The following is a 24,847-nucleotide window of genomic DNA, read 5'->3' on the forward strand; positions in this document are numbered from 1 at the left end:
CATGAAAAAATATATATTTTACATCGTTTTAATGAGTTTAAGCTATGTTGGCCTAGCTCAAGAATTAACACCACCACAAGTAGAGGGTTATGTTAGTGGAAGTACAATTAAGGTGGGTTTTCCTTTTGCTATAAAGGGGGTTCCATTTTCACAAATACCAGGTAGTGTGTGGTATAGCCACGGAAGGGTTATTGCTGAGTTACAAATGTCTTATTATATGGAAGGAGATGACAAGATGTACGTAACTAAACTAGTTAAAAGTGTAAACCCCAGACAAACAGTTGGGAGTTGGGCTTTGGCTGATTTTAAGATTGAACCAAAACCTTATCCAATACCCAATAGGAATGTAGTGAGCGAGAAAACTACCTACCTACTTTCTGTTTATCAAAATAATAATTATAAAAGCTCAAAAATGTGGTATGCAAATATTGTTCTAATTAATCCGATCATCCGACCTCAAAATATACCTGATCAGAAATTAGGTTCTGAAATCATACTTCCAAAAATTCCTGATCAAAAAAAAGGGCCAATAAAAGTTCATCCAAAAGATAAGGTAATTCTTAATCCACAACCTATTCCACCAAAAATTAAAAGTAATAAGTACTCAGGTCAGCTTAATAAACAATAAACACAATGCAAACGAATTTCTTATTAACGAAGAAATATTTTTTCTAACTCATTGTATAGATCCATTCGCTCATTAGTAAGTGTTCTTCAATCATTGCCTCAAAAAGTAAAACTCAAGATAGATAAGTTTGGATAAGCATCTGGATATTAACCAAAAAATGTATATCAAATTAAAATATAAATCCATGAAAAATTTTAAAGCCAATTTTTTTATCAAACTAGTGTCTGTTGTATTTTTTACAACATCATTTATTTCTTGTAGTAAGAAAAATGAAAATACACCTAAAGAAATGCAGACCAATGTATACGTTGCAGGGCATGAGACTAAAGCGGGCTTGTGGACCATTGCCAAAGTGTGGAAAAACGGTGAACCTACAAATTTAACTGATGGAAACCATGATGCCGCTGCACTTTCTGTTTATGTTAGCGGTAATGATGTATATGTTGCAGGTTACGAATTTATAGGGAAAAGGATAGCAAAGCTATGGAAAAATGGTGTGGCTACCAATCTTAGTGATGACAGTAAGAATGCCACTGCACTTTCTGTTTATGTTAGCGGTAATGACGTGTACGTGGCAGGTTATGCCAGTATCGGAAACATATATGTAGCCAAAATATGGAAAAACGGTGTGGGTACAGATCTTACTGATGGTACTCGCAATGCCTATGCGTTGTCTATTTATGTATCAGGTAATGATGTATATGCGGCAGGTTATGAAGCATCTGGAAATGTAAATGTAGCCAAAGTATGGAAAAACGGTATAGCTACTAATCTTACCGATGGCAGTAGTACAGCCATAGCACAAATTGTTTATGTAGCAGGTAAGGATGTATTTGTATCAGGTTATGAAACCTCAAGCAGGAGTATAGCCAGAGTCTGGAAAAATGGTGTGGCCACAAATCTTTCTATTGGGAACCAAAATTCTTCCGCAGAATCTGTTTATGTGGCTGGTAATGATGTGTATGCGGCAGGATATGAATTTCTTGGAAATGCGTTTGTAGCTAAAGTATGGAAAAACAATGTGGCGACAAATTTAACCGACGGAAGCAGAGATGCACGAGCACGATCCGTGTATGTTGCAGGAGATAACATATACGTTGCAGGCTACGAAAACAACGGAAACAAAACTGTAGCTAAAATGTGGAAAAATGGAGTGGTTACAAACCTAACCGATGGCAGTCAAGATGCACGGGCACAATCTATATTTGTTACACAAACAGAGAAGTGATATCCTACAAACAAAACCTTCAATCAAATATGGTAAATACATATCCTTTAAGGTATAATCTCTAGTGTCAATCCAAAACCTATTTTCCTAAAAACATAAAACTGATTAAAAGAAAAGCTTTATAAGCATAAATGTTAAATAGGTAAATTTTATTTAGCAAGCTATCCTAATAGTATTGATAGGGTTTTTATGCCTTGTAGTTCCTTCCTTTCATCATCGTACATTAGTAGCCCTTCAGGCTTTTATGCCGAAAATGGCGGTATCGGTATTAAATATACTTTCTAAATTTTTTTTAATAGTTTAAATAAATAAACAGATGAAAATTTTAATCATGATCAGTTGCATTTTATTTGGCGGCTTACAAACAGCCCCTGTAAAAATTAAGGTAAAGCCCGAAGCAACTCAAATAATACAATCTAGCCACGTACCTCGCATCCAAATCTATTTCCCTAAAAATAATCAAAAAGTTAGGGGAAGATATTCAATTTACGGCTATACAGAGCCTAATGCTAAACTTAAAGTGCAAATCACAAGCAGTTATTATGAAAAGCTAGTAGATACTCAAAAAGAAACAATTAGCAAAGGAAAAGGACCAATAAACAGGATAAATAGGACATACCCGTTAACGGCTAATAAAATTGGCTATTGGGAGCTAAAAAATATTGATTTAACAAACAGGAATTGGGAAGAAAATTTTACCATTAAAGCAATAGTTGATGGGCGCACAGCAACCATTAGGGTTTACGATGATACCCATCCTGTTGTAATTGATTAATGTAATCTTTAATGAAAGTATTTATGAAAAATCTAATATGCTTATTCTTAATGGTTTTATTTGCCTCGTGTAAAAAGGATAATGCCTCCATTAATGTGGATATCATGCAACATTATATTGCTGGCAAATTTACACAACTGCAAAGCCCGCAAGAGCCTTTCGCACTAATACCAATGTCGGCAAACAAGGCCATATTTGTATCGGTAAACGGAAAACTGGAAGTTGATTATACTTTTGAGAATAATAAATTTACCACAAGTATAAACGGGAATTCTTTGAGTTGCGATATTAATAACGGCATTATAGAAAATATAGCAGTAATTTCTAATGCCCTAAGTATTCCTGCAGCAGTTTTAAACAAAAAAGAAGATGCCGGACTGGAATTAGCGGGCAAACGGTTTGAAGCGCCCTTAAACAGATTAGATAACGGAGCAGTTCTTTTTGATAATTATTATTTCAGATTTAATGCTGATGCCGCACAATTCAATTACAGCGGTAATCCTACTTAAGGAAATTACCTGGTCACAACAAAAACTTATGAAAAACTAGCCGATGGTTGCTTTTACGATAAGCAGGCAATAGCTTTTGGGGTTATGTTAAACAATAAACTAGAAATAACAGCTAAAATAGGTAACAACTATGCCCTTTTTAGCGGAACGAAACTTTAATATATTTAACGATATGAAAACTTTAAAATTAACCTTAAGTCTGTTTGCCATCTTTTTAGTGCTATTTGCTGCTTGTAAAAAAGAAAAGAAAGAGGCAGCAAATACAACAGTAACTGCCGAAGATTTATTGGGCTATCAAATGTTTTGGGCTTTAATATCTCCAGCGAAAACCGCTGACTTGCGTTTACTTTATTTTAATAAAGAGGGGACTGAAGTTAAAGCTATTTTAGATGGGGTTACCTTTAGAAATATTAAAACCGTTAAAATGGAAAATAATACCTTTAAATTCGATTTTCAAGATAATGGAAGTGTTGTTTACACTTTCGAATTTACTAAAAAAGATGGCGTGATCTCGTTAGTTTCTAGCAAATTTTATAATGTAAATAACCCAGCCTACTCAGCTTCTATACCCTCGATGTTGCCATTATCTAAATTTATATCAGTAAAAAATAAAGTTTTTAAAAGTAATGATGGTGCCAACAGTCACATCGTCACTTTTAGTACTGATACTTGGCGCTATAGTGCGTATCCAAATGTGGCTGGTACATATTACGAATGTGGTACAGGAGGATGGAAAGGTAGAATTGCTGGACTAGATTATATTGGCCTCCAAGTTGAACAAGATGTACTACTTTTGACAGTTCAAAAAAATGGAGAAAATATGATAGGGTTTGCACCTTATTAACATCAATAGCTTTAACCACTTGCAGCCAAAAGTTAATGCATAGTTATTGTATACTCAAATAAATACACGAAATTTAATAAAAAGATAAAATGTTAAAAGCGGCTATATTAGATGATGAGGTTAAGGGAAGCAAACTTCTTAGCCAAAAGCTCGAGTTTTTTGAAGACGAGTTGCAGGTTGTTGGGATTTTCAATCAACCCACTAAAGCTTTGGACGCAATTATTGAGCTTAAACCGGACGTACTTTTTTTGGATGTTGAAATGCCTGGAATAAATGGCTTTCAGTTTTTAGAACGTTTGGGCAGTTTTGATTTTGAAGTAATTTTTACTACCGCATACGATAGCTACACATTGGAGGCACTCCGATTAAGTGCGGTAGATTATTTGCTTAAACCAGTTGATGAGGAAGAACTGAAAACCGCCATTACCCGATTAAGAAAACGTGTAGCAGAAAAATCTAACTTTAAGACCTTAAAAAAAGAAAAAGTTAATAGCAACAGGTTGGCGCTAACTACCGCCGAAGGTGTATATATTGTTGATAAGACCCAAATTATCAGGGTTGAAGCCATGAGCAATTACAGCGTGTTTATATTGGCAGGCAGTAAAAAAATAGTAGTTTCCAAAACCCTAAAGGAATTCGAAAACATATTAGATGATGAATTTTTTACCCGTATCAGTCGTTCAATGATCATCAATTTAACTTACGTAGTTAAATACCGTAAAGGAGATGGGGGAACTTTAGAGCTTTCTGATGGTTCAGAAGTAGAGGTATCAACCCAAAGAAAAGATATTCTATTACAAAAGTTATTTTGATATAGAAGATAGCTTTATGATCAAACAGAAATACTTACAAAAGATAAAGCCTGCTAAGTTTGATCATCAACAGGTTACCGAAAAGAAGTTCGCTAAATATTAGTTGCAAAACCAAAAATTAAATTATGAAAGTTAACGAAACCTCCCGACGTGAAGCAATGCAACAAATGGGTTTATTTGCTGCGGCATTGTGTATTCTTCCCTTAGCTTCTTGTGATAACCCAAGTAAGGAGTCAGAAATTAATGCTGCAACAACTAAAGCTCCAATACCTTTTTTAATACCTCCAAAGGCTCCATTGGAAATTGGATCTCTTGGGAGTAATATGAGGACTTTGATTCGCAGTGCAGATACAAATACGCAATTTTCTTGCATAGAAGCCGTTTTGGCTCCAAAAAAAATTGCAGGTGCTCCTCATAAGCATAACAACTTGGATGAATTGATGTATGTTTTAGAGGGAACAGCCTCGGTTTTAATGGGCGATGAAGTTATAGGGGTTACTGCCGGAAGCTGGCATTTAAGACCAAGAGGAATTGTTCACGTGGTCTGGAATTCTGGTGATGAAAATTTACGCCTTATTGATATGTATTTCAATCAAAACTTTGAAGATTATCTGGAAGAAATATATCATAAGATTATACCAGAAGTTATTAAACGTAAAATATCTTTCGAAGAACCAGAAATTGCAAAACGTGTAGCCGAACTGGATAAAAAATTTGGGCTTACCTATTATCCCGAAAAGAGCCAGGCTCTAATTGAAAAATACGGATTAAGTTAATCGATAAAACTATACGATATGAAAAGGATATTATCAATCTTGCTACTATCTTGGTTTTGCATAACAGCAAAAGCCCAGAATAACTATTTTGAAATCTATACAGATTCTGCTGCATTGAAAAATCAAAATGATGAATTAATTCGTGATATTGAAAAACGGATAAAACTTTTTGAGCCTTCCTTTAGTTTCAAAGGCCTTACTACAGAAATCCCAAAAACGTTTATGCCAGGGCAATACAGATCTAAGACAAACAAAATCTACCAACTAACCTGGCAAATAGGTGGGCCACCAATGGAAAGTTTTCTCACAGAAATGGGTGGAAGTCCAGACAAAGGTAAATCTTTAGCTGCCCTATTTTTTTACGGATTTTTCTTGCCCCACGAAGTTGGACATGCGTTGCAATACCATACGAACAAGCTTCCTGAAAATGCATACGATGAAGAGTACGAAGCAAACGAATTGGCTCTTTTATATTGGAGAAGCAAGGGAAGGGAGAAAGAACTTCAACAATGTAATGAAATGGCAAAATTGATACTTACAAAACTAAAGAACCCCATACCGGAAAATGTTGATGCAAAAAAGTATATCACAGCACATTATTACGAATTATTAAAAGACCCTTATAAATATGCTTTTATTCAATTTTCGCAAATAGTTAAAATTTTGGATGACAAATCATTACCGGATTTTGATACCTACATTAAAAAATACTTTAAAAAGTAAGGCGGATAATATGAAACTTCCGTAAACAGTCTTTGCAACAAATATTAATAAACATACCATGGAACGACGTAAATTTTTGCTAACATCATTGCTAACGGTTCCATTAACCGCTTTAGCAAAACTTAATTTTTTAACTGAAAAAAAATTAAGGGCAAAGCCTGAAAAAGGATTTATTGTGAGGGCAGCTGAAAGTAGATTTTTCGGAAAGAAAACATCTCCAAAAGACACTTACGGACGTTGTATATTGTCTTCAGTAGATACGGATAATCAGCTGTATTTAAGCGTTGGTGCTGATTTATCAAATAGAGAATTGGGTGGCCCGGCATTGCACATACACCACAAAGACGATGAAATATTCTATATTGTTTCCGGAGAATTTTTAATTCAGATCGATAAAGACATATTTCTTATCAAAAAGGGAGATACAGTTTTTATACCAAGGGGAACCGCACATACTTTTGCCAACCACATTGTAGATAATCCAGGAGAACTACTTACCATTCATCAACCTATTTCTCCTGAACTTGAAAAATTTTATGATGTATTCTGTCATAATGGATATATGAATGAAGAGCAGATGGGTAAACTTTTCACTAAAGATGAACTGAAAATGCTTTATGCCAATAATGCTTTTGTGGGGCCACCTATTGACATTGAATCGGCACTAAAAAAATTAAAATCATGATACAATTATCCAATAAATTGTGCTTTTCAAAGAGTTTTAATATTAAATACACATAGGGGTAGTTTCGGCAAAACTGGTTCTTCGTCACTTATGTTAAAACCGCCAATTTCAATCAATTCGTCAACAAAATGGTTAGAATTACGCACCGTTATCTGACCCGAAGTTTAGGATTAATTACAATTTTTCATATGTGCCAACTTTTTTGTTCTAAAATAGTCCTGTCAAGGTATTGGCTACTTTGACAAGACTGTTTTTTCTGGGAAAATCAGATGAAATTTTTTCGTGCTAAATCTTCAATTATTGGCTCTATAAGTTGTAAAAAGCGCTTTAGATGTTCAAAGTACTCCTCCTGATCGGTACAACCGGACTTTGAACAACTCAAAGTCCGGTTTTTTTAAGAAAAATCATTGTTTTTAGCTATCTGAGCATTGTTCAAAGTATTCCTGCTCATGGTTAGTCTGGTAAAGGGGGAAGAGCAGATTAGCTTAGAACTATTTTAATCCAACTGTGGTACGCATACTTTCGGAACACATTTACTTCTGAGCAACATCAGGTGATATATTTTGCATTTTTATCATCCATACATTTCATACAATGTATTAAAGATCAATCGATCATTATCATGTTGCCGCCAAAAGTCCTGTATGGTATATATAGTTTCGATACTTTCTTTTTCAGGTCCAAATTGATAGTCAGTGAGAATGCAGATTTTCTTAATTGGTGATTTGTCAAGCGCTGTTTTTAATAGTTTATCGATGTCAGCTTTATATTGATCTAAGAACCTAAATCTGAACTGTTGATTTGCTCCGCTATCATAAATTGGGCTGTCCAAATTGTTGATTGGTATTATAATTTCTTCATTTGGGTCAATACTCCAATCAATTAGCTCGCCGGCATAAAATCCGCCATCTTTTTGATTTTTAAGGTCAGGGTTACCAAGATGGACTATAGTTCCATTTTTTTCTCTAAGCAATTCATAAAAAAGTCCCCGATGACTTTCAAGCTTATTTTCTTCAATTATTGTAATCTCAAAGTCAGTTTGGTTCAATCCAAGTCCTGTCGAATTAATTGAAGCTATTTCTATTGTAGGCATTGTTATTTTATAATGAAATATAGATGTTTAAATATATGTAATTCACTTTGTCATTTATTATAACTCACAAGTTTCATTATACGGTTTGGATTCTTTTTCAATATTAGTGCCTCATCGATTGTTTTCTTTAAATTTGAAGTATGACCAATTATATCGAAGAAATCAGAGGTATATTATCTGCAGCCAGGCAAAAGGCTTACACAGCTGTAAACGCGACAATGGTGGAGGCATATTGGCTGATCGGAAAACGTATTGTTGAGCAAGAACAGCATGGTGAAGAAAGAGCTGTTTATGGAGAAGGTATTTTGAAAGAACTTTCTAAAGCTTTGACAACAGAATTTGGGAAAGGTTTTTCTTATTCTAATTTATATAATTTCAGACAGTTTTATCTGACCTACCCTGAGCAAAACAAATTCTACACACTGTGTAGAAAATTGACATGGAGCCATAATCGGTTAATCATGAGGGTTGAAAATGAGGCTGCAAAAGGATTTTATTTAAACGAAGCGGCTGAACAGAACTGGAGTGTACGAACTCGTGAACGTAATATTAATACCTTCTACTATCATAGGCTTCTATCTTCGAATGATAAAACTATAAATCAAGAAGATAGTAAGGTATTATGTGATTAATGATAATCCCAGACTCTTCGCTACTAAATACATGCCTTATTTACCTACAGAAGAAGAACTGATTGCGGAAATAGAACGGGAAAAGGTAAAACTTAACCTTTTTAATAGTTAAAAAACTGGTTCCCACATTTGCCAAGTTTTTGTTCTATTATAATCTGGTCAAGGTGATTCAATGCAAAATCACCTTGATTTTTGACGACTGTTTAAATAAACTTTTTCCTCTCCAAATCTTCAACTAAAGGCTCTATAAGCAATAAAAAGCGATTTAAATGTTCAAAGTATTCCTGCTGATCGGTACATCCAACCTATCCATTATTTGGATAAGTTCTCCGAAAATATTGCATCGGAATTTAAAAATGCCTTCAGAGATCACTGAAGGCATTTTTTATGCAGGCAATTAAGTCTGGTCCACCACCAGATTGGGGAAGAACCACTTTCACCGAAATAGACACTTAACCCCCGCAAGGTTACTAGAAATTATACCCAAAATGTAATCCAGGCTGCCCGAAGAAGAACCTTGACCATCTATCATCAACCTGTTTAAACGAATCAGGCATCTTTGATTGATAGGGACGATGGGTCACTGCTATTGAAGGTTGAAAAAAAAGCCTATCCTTGAAAAGTTTAATGTGATAACCAACGGAATAAGTATTAAAGATTTGAAAGCCATTGTCAATCTTATCACCGTTATCATTTACAAAGCGTTGAAAAGCAGGCATCACGTCAACTTGAGCAAAAAGGCCATTCGATAAAAACCTTTGATAGTTAAGTGAAACTCCGTGTTCACGAATATAACCTGGAAACCCTTCTCCTTCTGCTTCAAATGATTTTCCATAAGGAATGCCAATTGGCCAGGCATATTTCCAGGTTTTTAGTTCTAGTGAAATTACATCCTTTCCTGTAATGCGATAACCTAAGTTCAGATAAACCATACCAGGCGGATTATTGTCAGCTACTACATTAGCTATCATAAACAAGGTACTGCCTATAAAATATTTTCTATAAGTACTGTCTTGTTTGGAATATTGAGCTTTAACTTGTAGCGTGCTTGCCATCATTAAAATCAAGGCGAACCATAAAATTTTCTTTTGCATATCAATATATTAGCTGTTAAATGATAATGCAAAGGTAGATTGGCAAGACTTCATAGCTCGTTCACTTAAGTTAAGAAAGAACCTTACCCTGTATTTTTCTCTATAGTCCTTAATAAACCAGCAAGAAATATTAGATTTGACACCATCGCCTAAATATTACAAAAATGCAATTGACTAATGATAAAATGGATCAGGTTCTTCTAAATTTTTTAGCGAAATATGTCACCCTGACTGAAGAAGAGAAAAATGTTATTATTGATATGGCCATTTTCAAAAGCTTCAGGAAAGGAACAATTTTATTAAGAGAAGGACAACTTTCGAAGGATGGTTATTTTGTGATTCAAGGATGCCTTAGGTGCTATTATTTAATTGATGCAGAAGAAAAGACTACTGCTTTTTATACCGAGTCCGAATCGCTTACTCCTCCTAGTGCATTGACCGGTACTCGATCTGAATATTATGTTTCTTGTCTTGAAGATTGCATCCTGACTGTCGGCATTTCAGACACAGATGACGAGCTTTTCAACAAATACCCTAACTTAGAAAAACTGTGTCGTCTTGTTTCTGAAGATTTACACTCAAAAAGTCAAATAGCATTTGATAATTTTAAGATTTCTACACCAGAGCAACGTTATTTGAATTTGCTGGAAGTAAGACCGGATTTGGCTCAAAGAATCCCTCAATACTATTTAGCGAGTTATTTGGGTATCACTCCGCAATCTTTAAGCAGAATGAGAAATAGGCTGTTTAGGAAAGTCTCTTAAATCTACGACGTAATTTTAATAAGGTTCATTTATTAACTTTAGATAACTAGCCGATTAAATAAGCATACTTATTTTGTGCAAATGAAAATAAGCATATTCATCTTGTTGTTTGTCTCGTGGCAATCCGTTACGTTTTAAGTTAGTGAATATTATAAATTGGATAATGTGAAAGCAGTAGTATACAAAAAATATGGGCCTCCACAAGTGGCAGAGCTGGCCGAAGTAGCGAAGCCAGTACCCAAAAGAAATGAGGTATTGGTTAAAGTCCATGCCTCTACTGTAAACCGAACCGATGCCGGCTACAGAAGTGCACAATATTTTATTTCCCGTTTCTTCACGGGATTACTTAGGCCAAAAAATCAAATTTTAGGTTGTGAGTTTGCAGGTTGCGTGGAAGAAATTGGAGCCGGTGTTACGCTGTTCGAAAAAGGTGATCGGGTTTTTGGGTTTAACGATGCCAGTGCCGGAGGACATGCTGAGTTTTTAACTATTGCAGAAACTGATGCAATCACCTTAATTCCGAAACAGTTGAGTTATATAGCGGCTGCTCCGATCGCAGAAGGAGCTCATTATGCACTGGGCGACATCAGGGCAGCCGGAGTGACAAAAGGGCAACTTGTTTTGGTTAATGGGGCGACGGGTGCAATAGGCTCAGCCGCTGTTCAATTGTTGAAGTATTTCGGTGCTACCGTAACGGCAACATGTGCCACTAAAAACAAGGAATTGGTTAAATCATTCGGTGCAGATCATATTATTGACTATGAAACCAGCGACTTTACTAACACCGAACAAAAGTTCGATTTTATATTTGATGCGGTAGGCAAAAGCTCGTTTAAAAAATGTAAACCCCTGCTCCGCAAACAAGGAATCTACATTTCTACTGAATTAGGGAGATATTCCGCAAATATCTTTTTAGCGCTGATCACCCCTGTTTTCAAGGGTAAAAAAGTAATGTTTCCTTTGCCAACGATGAATAAAGAAGTGATACAGTTTTTAAAAGATCTTGTTGAAAAAGGAAGTTTCGTTCCGGTAATTGACAGGATATACAACATGGAACAGATCGTGGAAGCTTATACTTATGTAGAGTCCAAGCAAAAGGTTGGCAATGTGGTGCTCCAAATCGTTTTTTAACTTAAGGTAACGAGTTTAAGCTTTTATCATTTTTATGGCGTGTTGAGTGGTTGAAATGGCGGAAAATATTTTCAGGTCTGCAATAATCCAAAAGCGCATGACATCCGTATCGGGAGGGATGTGCCCAAGTAGTCTGGCCATGGTCATGGCTTGTCCTTTATGGTGAAACTCGTGGGTAATGACATCGGTAAAAATACCATATGCATCAGTTTCAATGTATTTTTCCGGCCATTAACCTAAACAGATATTAAAAGGAGGTTGATCGTTTTTTTTAACTTTCAATCTCCTTTTTTATTTATTGGTTCTCTGGCAATCAGATGGAATTGTTAAGTTCTTCAGCCAAACCGATTAGAAGCCCGTCCTTTGCCCGAATATAGCAGAGCCGGTATGAACTTTCATACTGAACCACTTCGCCAACGAGCTGGGCACCATGACTGATGAGTCTGGATACCATCTCGTCAACATTCTCAACGGTGAACATCACACGCAGGTAACCAAGCGCATTCACAGGAGCGGCCCTGTGATGTTCGATAGTAGCCGGGCTCAGAAATCGTGAAAGCTCCAATCGGCTGTGGCCATCAGGGGTGATCATCATTGCAACCTCCACATGCTGATTGCCTAATCCGGTAACACGACCGGCCCATTCACCCTCAATGGTTGCCCGACCTTCCAGTTTTAGGCCTATCTCTGTGAAAAAAGCGATAGCCTCGTCGAGGGATTCTACAACGATGCCGACATTGTCCATTCGCAGTAATTTATTGTTTGCCATAGTTTTTTCTTAAAAATAAGATATGTTGTGTTCACTATTGTTGTTCAGGCATACCGTTAGGATCCATCCATGCAAACTCCCAATGGTGGCCATCAAGGTCTTCAAAGCTGTGCTGGTACATAAAGCCGTAATCGGTAGCCGGATTAGGTATCGTGGCACCTGCCGCTTGTGCTTTCTCCACCATTTCGTTAACCGCCTCTTTACTGTCGGCCGATAAGCAAATAGAACACTCTACTGACTTATGCGCATCTACAATTTCTTTTTTAGTAAAGGTCTGAAAGAAAGGTTCTGTCAGCAGCATAATGTAAATGGTATCGCTGATGATCATGCAAGTCGCTTTCTCGTTGGTAAATTTCGGATTAAAAGTATAACCGAGTTTGGTAAAAAATTCTACAGATCTGTTGAGGTCTTTGATGGGTAGGTTGACAAAAATTTGAGTTGCCATATTGTCTTTCTGTTTTAGTTGTACTCAAAGGTACAGGAATGCTACGTAGTTCAAATGTGTAAGAACGACAAGTTAAGGGGGTAAATGCGACTATCTGTTTGAAAGGGACGGCTATACGGGGGGCAAAACCTTTTGTTTTGAAGGATGTTATCAATAAGACTGTAAATAAAGATAGGTATGAGAAAAATAATAGTTTTATCATTTATTACATTAGATGGGGTGATGCAGGCACCCGGTGGTCCTGAGGAAGATACATCCGGCAGTTTTGAATACGGTGGTTGGACTGCACCTTATGATGACGAAGTCTCCGGTAAACTCATGCAAAAACAGATGCAACCCGCAGATCTTCTGCTCGGCAGAAAAACATTCGAAATCTTTGTGGATTACTGGCCAAAGCATGCGGATTATTGGCCGGGCGTAAATGAGGTCGCCAAGTATGTTCTTTCCAATACCATGGAGAGGTCTGACTGGAACAACAGCATGTTCCTTAGCAGTGTGGTTGATATAGAAAAGCTTAAGAACTCGGAAGGCAATGACCTCAAGGTATGGGGTAGTAGTGAGCTGGTTCAGCTTTTGCTGAAGCATGATTTAGTAGACGAACTTTGGCTCAATATTCATCCGGTGCTTCTTGGCAAAGGGAAAAAGTTGTTTGACAATGAAGCGATTCCGGCAGCTTTTGAATTAATAGAGAGCGTTGTTACGCCAAAAGGTGTAATTATGGCCAATTACAAGCGTGCTGGTCAGGTGGAGACAGGTACTGTTTCTTCATAAGTAGGACCATACATGCCGGGCACTTTATTTCCTGTTGCGCGCAGATAAACAATCAATTCGCCACGATGGTGATAAATATGGTTAAAAAGAAAACCACGCGAAACGATGCCTCTTGGCATAGGTCCAAGAACTACCTTCTCACCAACTTTCATAGTCCAGTTGTCCAGTAATTTTTGTTCAGTAAGAGCGTTTAATGCAGCACGTGCTTTTTCGACGTTACTTTCAAAAAGTGCTAAGGTAGCTTTGATGTCATTTGGTTCACCTCTTTTAACATGGTCGGCCGCCATGTCGTATATATCTTCTGTGAGCGTGCCAACATACCAGTAGTAAATTGTAGCGATGTGCTGGGCGAGTTCTCCCATTGTCCATGATATGTCGGATGGCTTATAATCAATGTCTTTTTCCGGAACTGCCTGAAGTAATTTACGGGTGCTATTTACTTCTTGTTCGAATTCTCCTTTGAGTTGTTGCAGTATCATATGCTAAAGGTTTATAGTAAGCTAGACGTAACTATATAACAATGAACATTTATTTTGGTTTTTTTCCTATGGTTATGTCCTTTGCCTCATGTCATCTAACCCCCAGATGGCCATTGCATTTAGGACGGGTTGTAGTTTTGCTCCTGCAAGAGTTAATGAATAAGTTACAAATGGGGGTACAACAGGTTCTGCAGTTCTGAGAACCAGGTCATCTTCCTGCAATTGTTTTAAGTGCTGGATCAGCATCTTTTCCGTGATCTCAGGAATTGCACGTTTTAATTCGCTGTAGCGCTTCGGACCAATTGAAAGATGATATAAGATAATGGGCTTCCAGTGCCCTCCAATCTTATTCATTACATAGGTTACAGGACAGGAAACAGCAGAAATCTGTTTGTTGAAGTTGCGGGTTGAATTTTCTTTAATGGCAGTCATGAGTTACATACTTTGGGGTAAGTACTTGTATAAAAGTAAGTACAAATATACCTTTGTAATCAACAATTTAAAATATATAATTATGAATTTTACAATCACAGGATCACTCGGAAATATCAGTAAACCATTGGCGGCAACTTTAATTGCTGCCGGACATCATGTAACCATAATTAGTAGCAATGCGGCCAAGGCTAAGGAGATTGAAGCGCTTGGAGCCACGGCAGCTATTGGCTCTGTAGAAGACGTTGCATTTTTAACTGCAGCGTTTTCTGATAAAGATGCCATTTATACAATGGTTCCTCCAAATTTTGGAGCTTCAAACATCAGGGAATTCATTTCTTCTGTAGGTGAAAAATATGCAGCCGCTATTCAGGCTTCAGGAGTAAAAAGGGTAGTAAATTTGAGTAGTATTGGTGCGCACCTTGATGGCGGGACAGGGCCGATTTCAGGTCTGCATGATGTGGAGCAAACGTATAGCAAACTGGATGGTGTGGCTGTTAAACATCTGCGCCCTGCATTTTTCTATACCAATTTCTATGGAAATGTAGACATGATCAAACATGCTGGTATCCTAGGTTCAAATTATAGTGCTGAAACACCACTTGTACTGGTGCATCCTAAAGATATCGCAGCAGCTGCCGCAGAAGAATTGCAACATGATTTTACGGGAAAGGTTGTAAGGTATGTTGCCAGTGATGAAAGTACTGCTGCGGGTGTAGCTGGTGTTCTTGGTGCTGCTATAGGAAAACCTGAACTGCTATGGGTAGAGTTTAATGATGAAGATGCGCTAGGTGGTATGCTGCAGGCAGGATTGCCTGAGGTAATGGCTAAAAGTTACGTAGAAATGGGGGATGCAACCAGGAGCCGCAAATTATATGAGCATTATTTTAATCACAAGCCGTCGTCGTTTGGGAAAGTGAAGCTGGAGGATTTTGCAAAGGAATTTGCGAAGGCTTTTTAAGTTTAATCAGAAAGGGTTGCTCATAAGGAGCAACCCTTTAAACTTCGACTAAATCAGCTTTCATTTCCAATACCAATTGGTCAATCTGTTCTTTTTGAACATTGGGCATGCAGATGATATGAGAAATAGCATTTTCTGAAGCAAGCTGCCATTTTTTTCTGATGGCTGAACTGGGGGCAGGGAAGTTAACCGTTATCGTATTTGGATTTCTCCAGGCTGCTATACCGATCTCTTTCAATTTACGTTCGGCATACTGAGCAATTGCAAGGCTATGCTGTGCCCGTTTTTTTAGGCCATCTATACCATGTTTTTTTAAGGTATACCATAGGAAGAGGGGGCTATGCCCATTTCTAGATCCCGTGATGGTGGTGTCTACACTGCCAATATAGGCTACCGATCTCGCTATTCGATCCCTGTTTGATTTCTTGACAACAACAACGCCGCAAGGCATCGGAGAACCAAAAAACTTATGGCCACTAATCGCAATGCTATCCGCACCATCTGCAAAGTCAAATGCAGGCCTGGGTTCAATAAAGGCACTATAACTGCCTGAAAGTGCACCATCGGCATGGATGTAATAATTTTTGATGGCCATCTTTTTTAGGATATCTTTAATTTTACTGATGTCATCACGTGCCTCGGTCATGGTTGTACCAATATTTGCCATAATGATCACAGGCATATGCCGGTTCATTCGGATAGTATCTTCCAAATCCTGATAATTGATTTCACCATTTTCCTGTGCGCTGATCACGATATTTGTCATATTTAACAAATGAATGTTCTTTTGTACGCTATAATGAGTCGATTCCGAACAATAGACCATGCCTTTAGGGTGGAGTTCGCGGGCCAGGTATAAACCATATAGATTTCCCTCAGAACCGCCATTTGTTACATAGCCCCACCAGTTGTCTTTTTCTGCTCTGAATAATGTTGCGAAAAACTCGATTACCTCTTTTTCCATTTCCCTTGAGTCGACGCCGTATGTAGAATCTACAAAAGGATCACCAAGATTATTCATTGGATAGTTCAGGAAAGGAATAAGTTCGGTAAAGTCAAAATCCTTAGATACCGGATATCCCATGAAGTTATTCGTTTTGAGCTGAATCTTGTAGAGCAATTCTGTCAACGTATACTGATCTTCAGGAGACAAGGTGTTTTCTTGCATAAAAGTTTATCTTTTTGGTCGAGACAAAACTAAGTAATTCAGAATAAAAACAATATGTTTTTAATTATATTAGAATATAATATTGAATTTGTTTTTTATTCAGAATATTGTATCTAATATAGGTGAATTTGTTATGACCTATGAAATTATATTGCAGTCCTGAACGGTGTTATCCATAGAATTTCTAAATTTGAGTGTAAATGAATGTCCTCCAGTTTACAATCCCTGTTCCGGCAAATAAGAATATTATTCTACAGGAAGAGCGCGGGCCTTTTTTTTATCCTCATTTGCACAGGCATACGGAAATGCAACTCACATGGATAGAAAAGGGAGAGGGTACTTTAGTGGTCAGCAATCAGATGTATCCGTTTTCCTCAGGTGATATATTTTGCATTGGTGCGAATCAGCCTCATGTCTTTAAAAGTAGTCCGGGTTATTTTAAAGAGCCTTTTGAGCAGGATATTAAGGCATTGACTATTTTTTTTAACCCATCCGGAGATTTAAAAGGTTTGTTTGGGCTAACCGAATTGAGTGTGATACAAACACTTTTTAGTAAGTATAGTACCGGGTTTGGTATCCCTGAATCAGCAAAAAAAGAAGTAGTATCCCGCTTGAAATTACTTTTTAAAAGTGAAGGAGCCCCATTGCTAGTCGGATTTATTGAACTGATGATTCACATTACACAGATCAAGAATTTGAAACTGTTGTCAGCCAACGGAGATCTGGGACTGGTTAGTGAAAACGAAGGGGTGAAAATCAGTCAGATCTACCACTATATCATGACAAATTACAATAAAGAGATCACTTTGGAGGAGATTTCGAAGAAAGCCAATATGACCCCACCGGCTTTTTGCCGCTATTTCAAGAAGAGGACCCTGCGTACTTTTATCTCGTTTTTGAATGAGGTACGGGTTAATGAAGCCTGCCAGCAACTTGTTAAGGAAGGATCAGAAAGCAGTAAATCTCTGATCGCCTATAATTGTGGCTTTAATAATGTTACTCATTTTAACCGGGTTTTCAGGGCAATGATGGGGAAATCGCCCAGTGAGTACCTCAACAATTACCTATCTGCTACATATATTCATTAAAGTAATCGAAAAACCACGTATTACTGGTGTTTAGGGTTAAAAAATGTAAAGAATCTACTAATCGAGGTGAATCTATAATTACATTTAGTAAATACTTTTGACTAAACAAAAAGCCATATCGTATGAATAAGATAAATTGGAATGGAGTATTCCCTGCACTTTTAACGCCTTTTACGGCTGAAGATAAAATTGATCTCGAAACTTTTAAAATCAACCTGACTGCCCAACTGGAAGCAGGTGTTGACGGAATAATTTTAGGCGGATCATTAGGCGAGGCCAGTTCCCTTAGCAATGATGAAAAAAAGCAACTGTATTTTGCTGCCAGGGAATTCCTTCCAAGTAATTTTCCAATTTTGATTAACATCGCAGAGCAAACTACCGAAGCCGCAATTAAACTAGCTACGGAAGCTGAAGCTTACGGTGCTGACGGTTTCATGTTATTGCCTCCAATGAGGTACTATGCAGATAGTGAAGAGACCCTGGAATATTTCAAAGCCGTTGCAAAATCTACGAAGCTACCGATCATGCTGTACAATAACCCCGTGGATTATAAGATCATGATTACGCTGGATATGTTTGAGGAACTATTGCCATTTGAAAATATTGAAGCAGTTAAAGAATCAACCAGGGATATCACGAATATCACCCGAATGATCAACCGTTTTGGAGACCGTTTTAAAATCCTGACAGGAGTAGATCCTCTTGCATTGGAAAGTTTGGTTATGGGCGCACACGGATGGGTAGCCGGTCTTGTAGATGCTTTCCCGGCAGAAACTGTTGCGATCTACAAGTTGGTAAAAGCAGGAGAGATCACAAAGGCGATAGCTATTTACAGGTGGTTTATGCCATTACTTGAACTGGATACAGATCCTAAACTGGTACAATACATTAAATTGGCAGCAGTGGCCACCGGAATTGGAACAGAAACAGTAAGGGCGCCAAGACTACAATTGTCGGGCGAAGAGCGTGAGCGTGTAATTAAAGTTATAGACGATGCATTGGCAGTTCGCCCTGAATTACCAGATTATAAAAATATAAAAGAGACAGCAGATGCTTAAAGGCTATAATTTTATTGGTTTTGAGAGATCCGGTCAGAGTACGCAGACTATAAAGGTCTACAGTACGCTGGAGCAAAGATATCTGAATGATACATTTTACCCTGCAACGGATGCCGAAATTGAACTGGCCGTTCAAAAGGCTAAGTCGGCCTTTACTGCACTAAAGGAAATCTCCAATGAGCAAAGGGCAGCTTTTCTGGAAGCTATAGCAGCTGAAATTGAAGCCAATGCTGAAGAGAATATCAGCAAAGCTTTGGTGGAAACAGCTTTGCCTAAAGGCAGACTGGAAGGTGAGACGGGTAGGACTACCGGACAATTGAGATTTTTTGCAAAAATCGTAAGGGAAGGAAGTTACCAGAACTGTATCATCGATCTTGCGCAGCCGGAAAGATCACCGCTGCCAAAACCAGGTCTGAGAACTATTAATGTTCCTTTGGGTCCTGTGGTTGTATTTGCTGCAAGTAATTTCCCTTTTGCATTTTCAACTGCGGGGGGTGATACTGCATCAGCACTTGCGGCGGGATGTCCTGTGATTGTGAAGGCACATCCTGCTCATCTGGGTACGAATGAACTGATCTCAGCATGTATTTTGCGTGCTGCGGAAAAGTGTAATATGCCTAACGGCGTTTTCTCCAGTCTGAACGGTGAAGGTGCCGAACTGGGAGCTAAGCTAGCTGCACATCCTGGAATTAAGGCCATAGGTTTTACTGGTTCAAGAAACGCAGGTCTTGCTTTAAGTAAGATAGCTTCCGAAAGAGAAGTGCCAATACCTGTTTATGCAGAAATGAGCAGTGTAAATCCTGTTGTGATCCTTCCGGAGTTACTTGCCGAAAAAGCAGAAGAAACCGCCGGAAAACTAGCGGCGTCTATCAGTTTAGGAGCCGGACAGTTTTGCACAAATCCGGGGTTGTTATTTGTCTTGAATGACAAAAACTGGGATGTGTTTGCGCAAACGTTGCAGCAAAAGCTTTCAGATACCGCCGGGCAGGTGATGCTAAATAGGGGTATTGCACAGCATTATTATGAGTCGAAAGATAAGCTTCGTCAGTCCAAATCTTCTGAAACCCTTTTGTTTGCAGCAGACGAACAGGAGAGTTTTAAAGCTGCACCAGGGATTTTCAAGGTTTCTCTGGATGACTTTCTGGCTGATAAACATTTGCAAAATGAGGTCTTTGGCCCTACAAGCATTATGGTGGTTTGCAACAGCAAATCTGATTTATTGGATGGACTGGAAAGCCTTGAAGGACAACTGACTGCCACTGTTTTCGGTACGGCAAGTGAATTGCAAAACTACCGGGATTTAGTAGCCGTCCTGACAGAAAAAGCCGGACGTATTATATTTAATAGTGCTCCGACCGGTGTGGAGGTTTCGTACGCAATGGTACACGGTGGTCCGTTTCCGGCTACAAGTGACGCCAGATCTACTTCCGTTGGCGGAGCGGCAATCAACAGGTTTTTAAGACCGGTATGTTTTCAGGATTTTCCGGACGATATATTGCCTGAGGGGTTGAAGAATGAAAACAAGCAGAGGATTTTGAGAAAGGTTGATGGAATTTATAATACTAAGGATATTTAAGTTATGGGCCATAAAAAGTTTTTTTGTATTGATGCGCATACCTGCGGTAACCCTGTAAGGGTTGTTGCGGGTGGTGGCCCCCAGCTCGTTGGGGAGTCAATGATGGACAAAAGGCTTCATTTTTTAGCGGAGTATGACTGGATCAGAAAGGGTCTGATGTTTGAACCCCGTGGACATGATATGATGAGCGGAAGTATTCTGTATCCGCCTTCGAACCCGGAGAATGATTGTGGAGTACTGTATATCGAAACAAGCGGCTGTCTGCCCATGTGCGGTCATGGTACCATCGGTACGGTAACAATTGCCATTGAAGAGGGGCTTATCATCCCTAAAACAGAAGGCAGACTGAGACTTGAAGCTCCGGCGGGACTAATTCTGATCGACTATACCAAATCAGGTAAAAAAGTAACCTCCGTGAAACTGACCAACGTAAAGTCATTTCTCGCAAAAGAGAACATCAAGGTGGTAAGCCCGGATTTGGGTGTACTAACGATTGATGTCGCCTATGGCGGGAATTTTTATGCGATTGTAGATCCACAGGAAAATTTTAAAGGTGTAGAACACCATACTGCAGATGAGCTGATTAAATTTAGCCGGACAATCAGGGAGATCATCAATCGCCAGGAAGAATTCGTTCATCCGGAAGATGAGAACATCAGGGGCTGCAGTCATCTGCTGTGGGCAGGAAAGACGCTGGATGCATCATCAACAGCCAGGAATGCGGTGTTTTATGGAGATAAGGCCATCGACCGTTCACCTTGTGGTACCGGCACGTCGGCGAGAATGGCGCAGTGGCATGCAAAAGGTAAGCTAAAAAAGGGCGATCAGTTTATCCATGAGAGTTTTATAGGATCAAAGTTTACCGGTACTATAGAAGAAGAAACGACAGTAGGTGGGGTACCGGCCATAGTTCCCGGCATAGCCGGATGGGCGATGGTGACGGGTTACAATACCATAATTATTGATGATGATGATCCATATGCACATGGATTTCAGGTTATTTAAAGAAATTATATGAGAGCAGTAGTTATTGGTGGTGGGATAATTGGGCTATTTTCAGCTTATTATTTGAATAGGGAGGGATATGAGGTGACGATAATAGATAAAGGAGATTTATCTGCCAACAGTTCCCTTGGAAACCTCGGTATGGTGGTACCCAGTCATTTTATTCCACTGGCCTCACCGGGCATTGTAGCAAAAGGGCTGAAATGGCTGACCAATTCGAGAAGCCCTTTTTATATCAGGCCCAGCCTGAGCCTTGACCTTGTGAGCTGGGGATTGAAGTTTGTAAAAAATGCCAACCAGAAGAAATGTGATGCTGCTGCCCCATACCTCAAAGATTATAACCTATTCAGCAAGCAGCTGTTTCAGGATTTAGCGAAGGAGCCGGATTTTGATTTTTTCTACCATCAGAATGGGATTCTGATGTACTACAATACCGAAGAAGGAGAAAAGGAAGAGGTTCATGTGGCAAAAATCGCCCAGGATATGGGTCTGGATGTTGGCATATTGAGTCCCTCAGAGCTCCAAAAGCTGGAGCCCGATCAGAAACTTAAGGTTTTGGGTGCGGCCCATTACAGGTGTGATGCGCATTTAAACCCAAATTTGCTGAATGCACAATTGCGGACTTACCTGATTTCAAAAGGTGTTAAGATCATTAAAAACAAGAAGATAAACGGCTTTGAATATAGAAATGATGTGATCAGTAAAGCGATTTGTGATGGCGAAGCATTTGAAGCTGACCAGTTTATACTTTCGCCGGGAGCCTGGATGAAAGAAGTTGCGGACTTGCTACACATTAATATTCCGATGATGCCAGGAAAGGGCTATACCTTCAATGTGGAAAATAAACCGGAGATGAAAATTCCGGCTATACTCTGCGAAGCAAGGGTGGCAATAACACCAATGGGCGATAAAATCAGGTTTGGCGGAACTATGGAACTTGGCAAAATGAATGCTAAAGTGAACATGAACCGCGTGGAAGGCATTGTGAACTCTATACCTAAGTATTTTGAGAACATTGATCTGGCTATGCCTGATGAGAAAGATGTATGGTATGGATTTAGGCCCTGCTCTCCTGACGGTTTACCTTACCTGGGGCATGCTTATCAGTATAAAAATTTAATTATAGCCGGAGGGCATTCTATGATGGGATTGAGCCTGGCCCCTGCTACGGGAAAGATGGTAGCTGAGCTGGCTACAAATAGAAAAACTACAATAGATTTGAGATTATTTTCTCCGGACAGATACAACTGAAATTAGTATGGTAAATGTAAAAAAGAGCTGTGTAGCTTTAGTGTGCCTGGGTCTAAGTTTGACCCTGAATGTAAAAGGACAAAATGCCCGGTTGCCCTATCATCCCGAACCGGCTGAGCTACTCTCTAATTATCAGCGGGCATTAATGCTGGATACAGCAGTTTCGAAAAACATCTACAATACCAGTTTGACCCCACATTGGAAACCTGATGGTAAGAGTTTTTGGTATGTAAAATCCTCAGCAGATAAAAAGGAAGAGATTTTTGAAGTGAATGTTGCCACCGGTGTGAAAAGTAAAATTTTTGACCGGCCTCAATTAACGAACCCTCTAAATCGCCAAAGAAACAGATCCTATTCGCGGAGGTCTGATTCTGCAGCTTACCGATCGCCCGACAGTAAATGGTTTATATCTTTAAGGAATAACAATCTGTTTTTGGTTGATAACGCAAATAAGTCATCCAGACAACTGACTACAGACGGAGATAAGGAGTTGCCTTACGGAGCAGTAACCTGGTCGCCGGACAGTAAATACTTCGTTTTTTATAAGACAAAGATAATTGTACCCAAAAGTGTATATAAAGTAAGCTCTTCAGTTTCAAACACTACACGCGGAGAACTGACTACTTTGCCTTATTTACAACCAGGAGACGAAAACAGCAGTTATGAGATGTATATCGGTAATCCTTATGCTCAGACTAAACATGCTGTAAAGGTAGATTTACCTAAAATAGATTTCAATGGTGTTCCTGAATTACACTTTAACAAGGATAATCAGACGTTTCTGTTCAACAGACCGGACCGTGGCGTACAGCGCTATCAGATTATAGAGGTGAATGCCGAAAAGGGAACCTCCAGAAGTGTGATCGATGAAAAAACAGATACATTTATATTCTTATGGAGGGTTTTTACCAAATACCTTCCAAAGAGCGATGAGATCATCTATTCTTCAGAACGGAGTGGTTATCGTCATCTTTACCTGATCAATACAAAAACCAATCAGATAAAGCCTGTTACTAGAGGCAATTGGGTAGTAAAGGGAATTGATAGTATTGACATTGTAAAACGTGAAATATGGTTCAACGCCTGTGGTGTGAATGCGGGTGAGGATCCCTACAATGTGCATTACTATCGTATTGGATTTGATGGTAAAAAGCTGGTTTCCCTTACGCCTGAAGCGGGAAATCATAAAGTGAATTATTCGCCGGATTACAAATATTTTACCGATAGTTATTCGCAGGTAAATATTCCACCTGTTCATGAGCTTCGCCGTTCGTCGGATGGCGGGAAGATTTCAGATCTTGAGCAGGCTGATGTTGGTTATTTGTCTAAGCATAATGTCAGGAAAGCGGAGCCGTTTGTCGCAAAAGGGAGAGATGGGAAAACCAATATCTATGGCATCGTATGTTTGCCTTCAGATCTGGACAGTACCAGGAGCTATCCGATAGTAGAGTACATTTATGCGGGTCCGCATGACTCCTTTGTTCCCAAAAATTTTGTGGCCTATGGTGAGATGCAAAGTCTGGCTAATCTGGGTTTTGTGGTGGTGCAGATGGATGGCATGGGGACTGCCAATCGGTCTAAGGCTTTTCATGATGTATGCTGGAAAAATCTTGCAGATTCTGGATTTCCTGACCGCATCCTGTGGATTAAAGCGATGGCAAAAAAGTATGCTTTTGCAGATACCTCACGGGTAGGGATATTCGGCACTTCGGCCGGCGGACAAAGTGCTTTGGGCGCATTGCTGTTTCATCCTGAATTTTATAATGCTGCTGTTTCGGCCTGTGGTTGTCATGATAATCGCGTGGACAAGCAGATCTGGAATGAGCAATGGATGGGTTACCCCGTTGGAGCACATTATGACCAGCAGTCTAATGTCACTAATGCGTATAAACTTAAAGGAGCCTTGCTGCTGGTAGTAGGAGAATTGGATTCAAACGTGCCTCCGGAATCTACATACCGTGTAGCCAATGAGTTGATCAAAGCGAAAAAGACATTCGATCTGTTGACCATACCTGGAGCCGGGCATACTGACGGAGGGGTGTACGGACACCGGAAATCAAGAGATTTTTTTATAACCCATCTTTTGAAAACATTGCCGCCTGACTGGAACAATTTTTAAATCAAATTGTGAATAGAACACTATATTAGCT

The 24,847-nt window shown here is 38.9% G+C and carries 28 protein-coding genes; 20 read left to right on the plus strand and 8 right to left on the minus strand.

Annotated features, from left to right (window positions below):
* Position 1: 1 nt before the first annotated feature.
* The 9 genes from FA047_RS02230 (at position 2) to FA047_RS02270 (ending at position 6,980) form a co-directional block, all read left to right on the plus strand.
* Entirely contained in the window at positions 2–628 is a 627-nt protein-coding gene (locus FA047_RS02230; protein ID WP_136834353.1) for a hypothetical protein, read from the plus strand.
* Positions 629–812: 184 nt separating this feature from the next.
* Positions 813–1,856, plus strand: a complete 1,044-nt coding sequence (locus FA047_RS02235) for a hypothetical protein (RefSeq protein WP_136834354.1) — start codon at positions 813–815, stop codon at positions 1,854–1,856.
* Between the two features lie 316 nt (positions 1,857–2,172).
* Complete coding sequence (locus tag FA047_RS02240; RefSeq protein ID WP_136834355.1) at positions 2,173–2,631, plus strand: hypothetical protein; 459 nt, start codon at positions 2,173–2,175, stop codon at positions 2,629–2,631.
* Between the two features lie 23 nt (positions 2,632–2,654).
* Complete coding sequence (locus tag FA047_RS02245) at positions 2,655–3,140, plus strand: hypothetical protein (protein ID WP_136834356.1); 486 nt, start codon at positions 2,655–2,657, stop codon at positions 3,138–3,140.
* Positions 3,141–3,312: 172 nt separating this feature from the next.
* Positions 3,313–3,984 (plus strand): hypothetical protein, encoded by a 672-nt coding sequence (locus tag FA047_RS02250; protein ID WP_136834357.1) that lies wholly within the window; start codon positions 3,313–3,315, stop codon positions 3,982–3,984.
* An 89-nt stretch (positions 3,985–4,073) separates the two neighbouring features.
* Complete coding sequence (locus FA047_RS02255) at positions 4,074–4,796, plus strand: LytR/AlgR family response regulator transcription factor (protein ID WP_136834358.1); 723 nt, start codon at positions 4,074–4,076, stop codon at positions 4,794–4,796.
* Between the two features lie 125 nt (positions 4,797–4,921).
* The gene (locus FA047_RS02260) at positions 4,922–5,572 is read left to right on the plus strand and encodes a cupin domain-containing protein (RefSeq protein ID WP_136834359.1); all 651 of its coding nucleotides are present in this window, start codon (positions 4,922–4,924) and stop codon (positions 5,570–5,572) included.
* A gap of 18 nt (positions 5,573–5,590) precedes the next feature.
* Positions 5,591–6,295 (plus strand): hypothetical protein, encoded by a 705-nt coding sequence (locus FA047_RS02265; RefSeq protein WP_136834360.1) that lies wholly within the window; start codon positions 5,591–5,593, stop codon positions 6,293–6,295.
* Positions 6,296–6,353: 58 nt separating this feature from the next.
* Complete coding sequence (locus FA047_RS02270; RefSeq protein ID WP_136834361.1) at positions 6,354–6,980, plus strand: cupin domain-containing protein; 627 nt, start codon at positions 6,354–6,356, stop codon at positions 6,978–6,980.
* A 574-nt stretch (positions 6,981–7,554) separates the two neighbouring features.
* Here the strand turns inward: FA047_RS02270 and FA047_RS02275 are convergent.
* Complete coding sequence (locus FA047_RS02275) at positions 7,555–8,073, minus strand: hypothetical protein (RefSeq protein WP_136834362.1); 519 nt, start codon at positions 8,071–8,073, stop codon at positions 7,555–7,557.
* A gap of 140 nt (positions 8,074–8,213) precedes the next feature.
* Here FA047_RS02275 and FA047_RS02280 point away from each other — a divergent pair, with 140 nt between their 5' ends.
* Complete coding sequence (locus FA047_RS02280) at positions 8,214–8,705, plus strand: DUF1016 N-terminal domain-containing protein (protein WP_205943221.1); 492 nt, start codon at positions 8,214–8,216, stop codon at positions 8,703–8,705.
* 470 nt (positions 8,706–9,175) lie between these two features.
* Here FA047_RS02280 and FA047_RS02285 read toward each other — a convergent pair whose 3' ends face one another.
* On the minus strand, positions 9,176–9,799 hold the full coding sequence (locus FA047_RS02285; RefSeq protein WP_136834363.1) for a hypothetical protein: 624 nt from the start codon (positions 9,797–9,799) through the stop codon (positions 9,176–9,178).
* A gap of 164 nt (positions 9,800–9,963) precedes the next feature.
* Between FA047_RS02285 and FA047_RS02290 the strand changes: the two genes are divergently transcribed.
* Both FA047_RS02290 and FA047_RS02295 read left to right on the plus strand, forming a co-directional pair.
* The gene (locus FA047_RS02290; protein ID WP_205943222.1) at positions 9,964–10,563 is read left to right on the plus strand and encodes a Crp/Fnr family transcriptional regulator; all 600 of its coding nucleotides are present in this window, start codon (positions 9,964–9,966) and stop codon (positions 10,561–10,563) included.
* A gap of 165 nt (positions 10,564–10,728) precedes the next feature.
* Complete coding sequence (locus FA047_RS02295; protein ID WP_136834364.1) at positions 10,729–11,694, plus strand: NAD(P)-dependent alcohol dehydrogenase; 966 nt, start codon at positions 10,729–10,731, stop codon at positions 11,692–11,694.
* 15 nt (positions 11,695–11,709) lie between these two features.
* Here the strand turns inward: FA047_RS02295 and FA047_RS21085 are convergent, their stop codons facing one another.
* From FA047_RS21085 to FA047_RS02310, 3 genes are all read right to left on the minus strand, one after another.
* Entirely contained in the window at positions 11,710–11,910 is a 201-nt protein-coding gene (locus FA047_RS21085; protein WP_136835134.1) for a DinB family protein, read from the minus strand.
* 97 nt (positions 11,911–12,007) lie between these two features.
* The gene (locus FA047_RS02305; protein ID WP_136834365.1) at positions 12,008–12,463 is read right to left on the minus strand and encodes a VOC family protein; all 456 of its coding nucleotides are present in this window, start codon (positions 12,461–12,463) and stop codon (positions 12,008–12,010) included.
* A 34-nt stretch (positions 12,464–12,497) separates the two neighbouring features.
* Entirely contained in the window at positions 12,498–12,908 is a 411-nt protein-coding gene (locus FA047_RS02310; protein WP_136834366.1) for a VOC family protein, read from the minus strand.
* 177 nt (positions 12,909–13,085) lie between these two features.
* Here FA047_RS02310 and FA047_RS02315 point away from each other — a divergent pair, with 177 nt between their 5' ends.
* On the plus strand, positions 13,086–13,679 hold the full coding sequence (locus FA047_RS02315; protein ID WP_136834367.1) for a dihydrofolate reductase family protein: 594 nt from the start codon (positions 13,086–13,088) through the stop codon (positions 13,677–13,679).
* Here FA047_RS02315 and FA047_RS02320 read toward each other — a convergent pair.
* Together FA047_RS02320 and FA047_RS02325 are read right to left on the minus strand one after the other, a co-directional pair.
* On the minus strand, positions 13,649–14,158 hold the full coding sequence (locus FA047_RS02320; protein WP_136834368.1) for a DinB family protein: 510 nt from the start codon (positions 14,156–14,158) through the stop codon (positions 13,649–13,651). The genes FA047_RS02315 and FA047_RS02320 overlap by 31 nt on opposite strands.
* Before the next feature lie 72 nt (positions 14,159–14,230).
* The gene (locus tag FA047_RS02325) at positions 14,231–14,590 is read right to left on the minus strand and encodes a winged helix-turn-helix transcriptional regulator (RefSeq protein ID WP_136834369.1); all 360 of its coding nucleotides are present in this window, start codon (positions 14,588–14,590) and stop codon (positions 14,231–14,233) included.
* Positions 14,591–14,672: 82 nt separating this feature from the next.
* On the opposite strand from FA047_RS02325, the gene FA047_RS02330 reads away from it, so the two are divergent.
* Positions 14,673–15,551: an NAD(P)H-binding protein gene (locus tag FA047_RS02330; protein WP_136834370.1), complete on the plus strand. Its 879-nt coding sequence runs from the start codon at positions 14,673–14,675 to the stop codon at positions 15,549–15,551.
* A gap of 37 nt (positions 15,552–15,588) precedes the next feature.
* Here the strand turns inward: FA047_RS02330 and FA047_RS02335 are convergent, their stop codons facing one another.
* On the minus strand, positions 15,589–16,719 hold the full coding sequence (locus FA047_RS02335) for a histidine decarboxylase (RefSeq protein WP_136834371.1): 1,131 nt from the start codon (positions 16,717–16,719) through the stop codon (positions 15,589–15,591).
* A gap of 200 nt (positions 16,720–16,919) precedes the next feature.
* On the opposite strand from FA047_RS02335, the gene FA047_RS02340 reads away from it, so the two are divergent.
* From FA047_RS02340 to FA047_RS02365, 6 genes are all read left to right on the plus strand, one after another.
* Positions 16,920–17,807 carry an AraC family transcriptional regulator gene (locus FA047_RS02340; RefSeq protein WP_136834372.1) on the plus strand — a complete coding sequence of 296 codons (888 nt, stop codon included), beginning with the start codon at positions 16,920–16,922 and terminating at the stop codon, positions 17,805–17,807.
* A gap of 122 nt (positions 17,808–17,929) precedes the next feature.
* Positions 17,930–18,865: a dihydrodipicolinate synthase family protein gene (locus FA047_RS02345; RefSeq protein WP_136834373.1), complete on the plus strand. Its 936-nt coding sequence runs from the start codon at positions 17,930–17,932 to the stop codon at positions 18,863–18,865.
* Positions 18,858–20,441, plus strand: a complete 1,584-nt coding sequence (locus FA047_RS02350) for an aldehyde dehydrogenase (NADP(+)) (RefSeq protein ID WP_136834374.1) — start codon at positions 18,858–18,860, stop codon at positions 20,439–20,441. Before FA047_RS02345 ends, FA047_RS02350 begins: the two co-directional genes overlap by 8 nt.
* Before the next feature lie 3 nt (positions 20,442–20,444).
* Positions 20,445–21,446, plus strand: coding sequence for a 4-hydroxyproline epimerase (locus FA047_RS02355; protein ID WP_136834375.1), 1,002 nt, complete (start codon positions 20,445–20,447; stop codon positions 21,444–21,446).
* Between the two features lie 9 nt (positions 21,447–21,455).
* Entirely contained in the window at positions 21,456–22,697 is a 1,242-nt protein-coding gene (locus FA047_RS02360) for an NAD(P)/FAD-dependent oxidoreductase (RefSeq protein ID WP_136834376.1), read from the plus strand.
* Positions 22,698–22,704: 7 nt separating this feature from the next.
* Positions 22,705–24,816: a S9 family peptidase gene (locus tag FA047_RS02365; RefSeq protein WP_136834377.1), complete on the plus strand. Its 2,112-nt coding sequence runs from the start codon at positions 22,705–22,707 to the stop codon at positions 24,814–24,816.
* Positions 24,817–24,847 lie beyond the last annotated feature (31 nt).

Source organism: Pedobacter frigoris (genome assembly GCF_005116445.1).
GTDB lineage: Bacteria > Bacteroidota > Bacteroidia > Sphingobacteriales > Sphingobacteriaceae > Pedobacter > Pedobacter frigoris.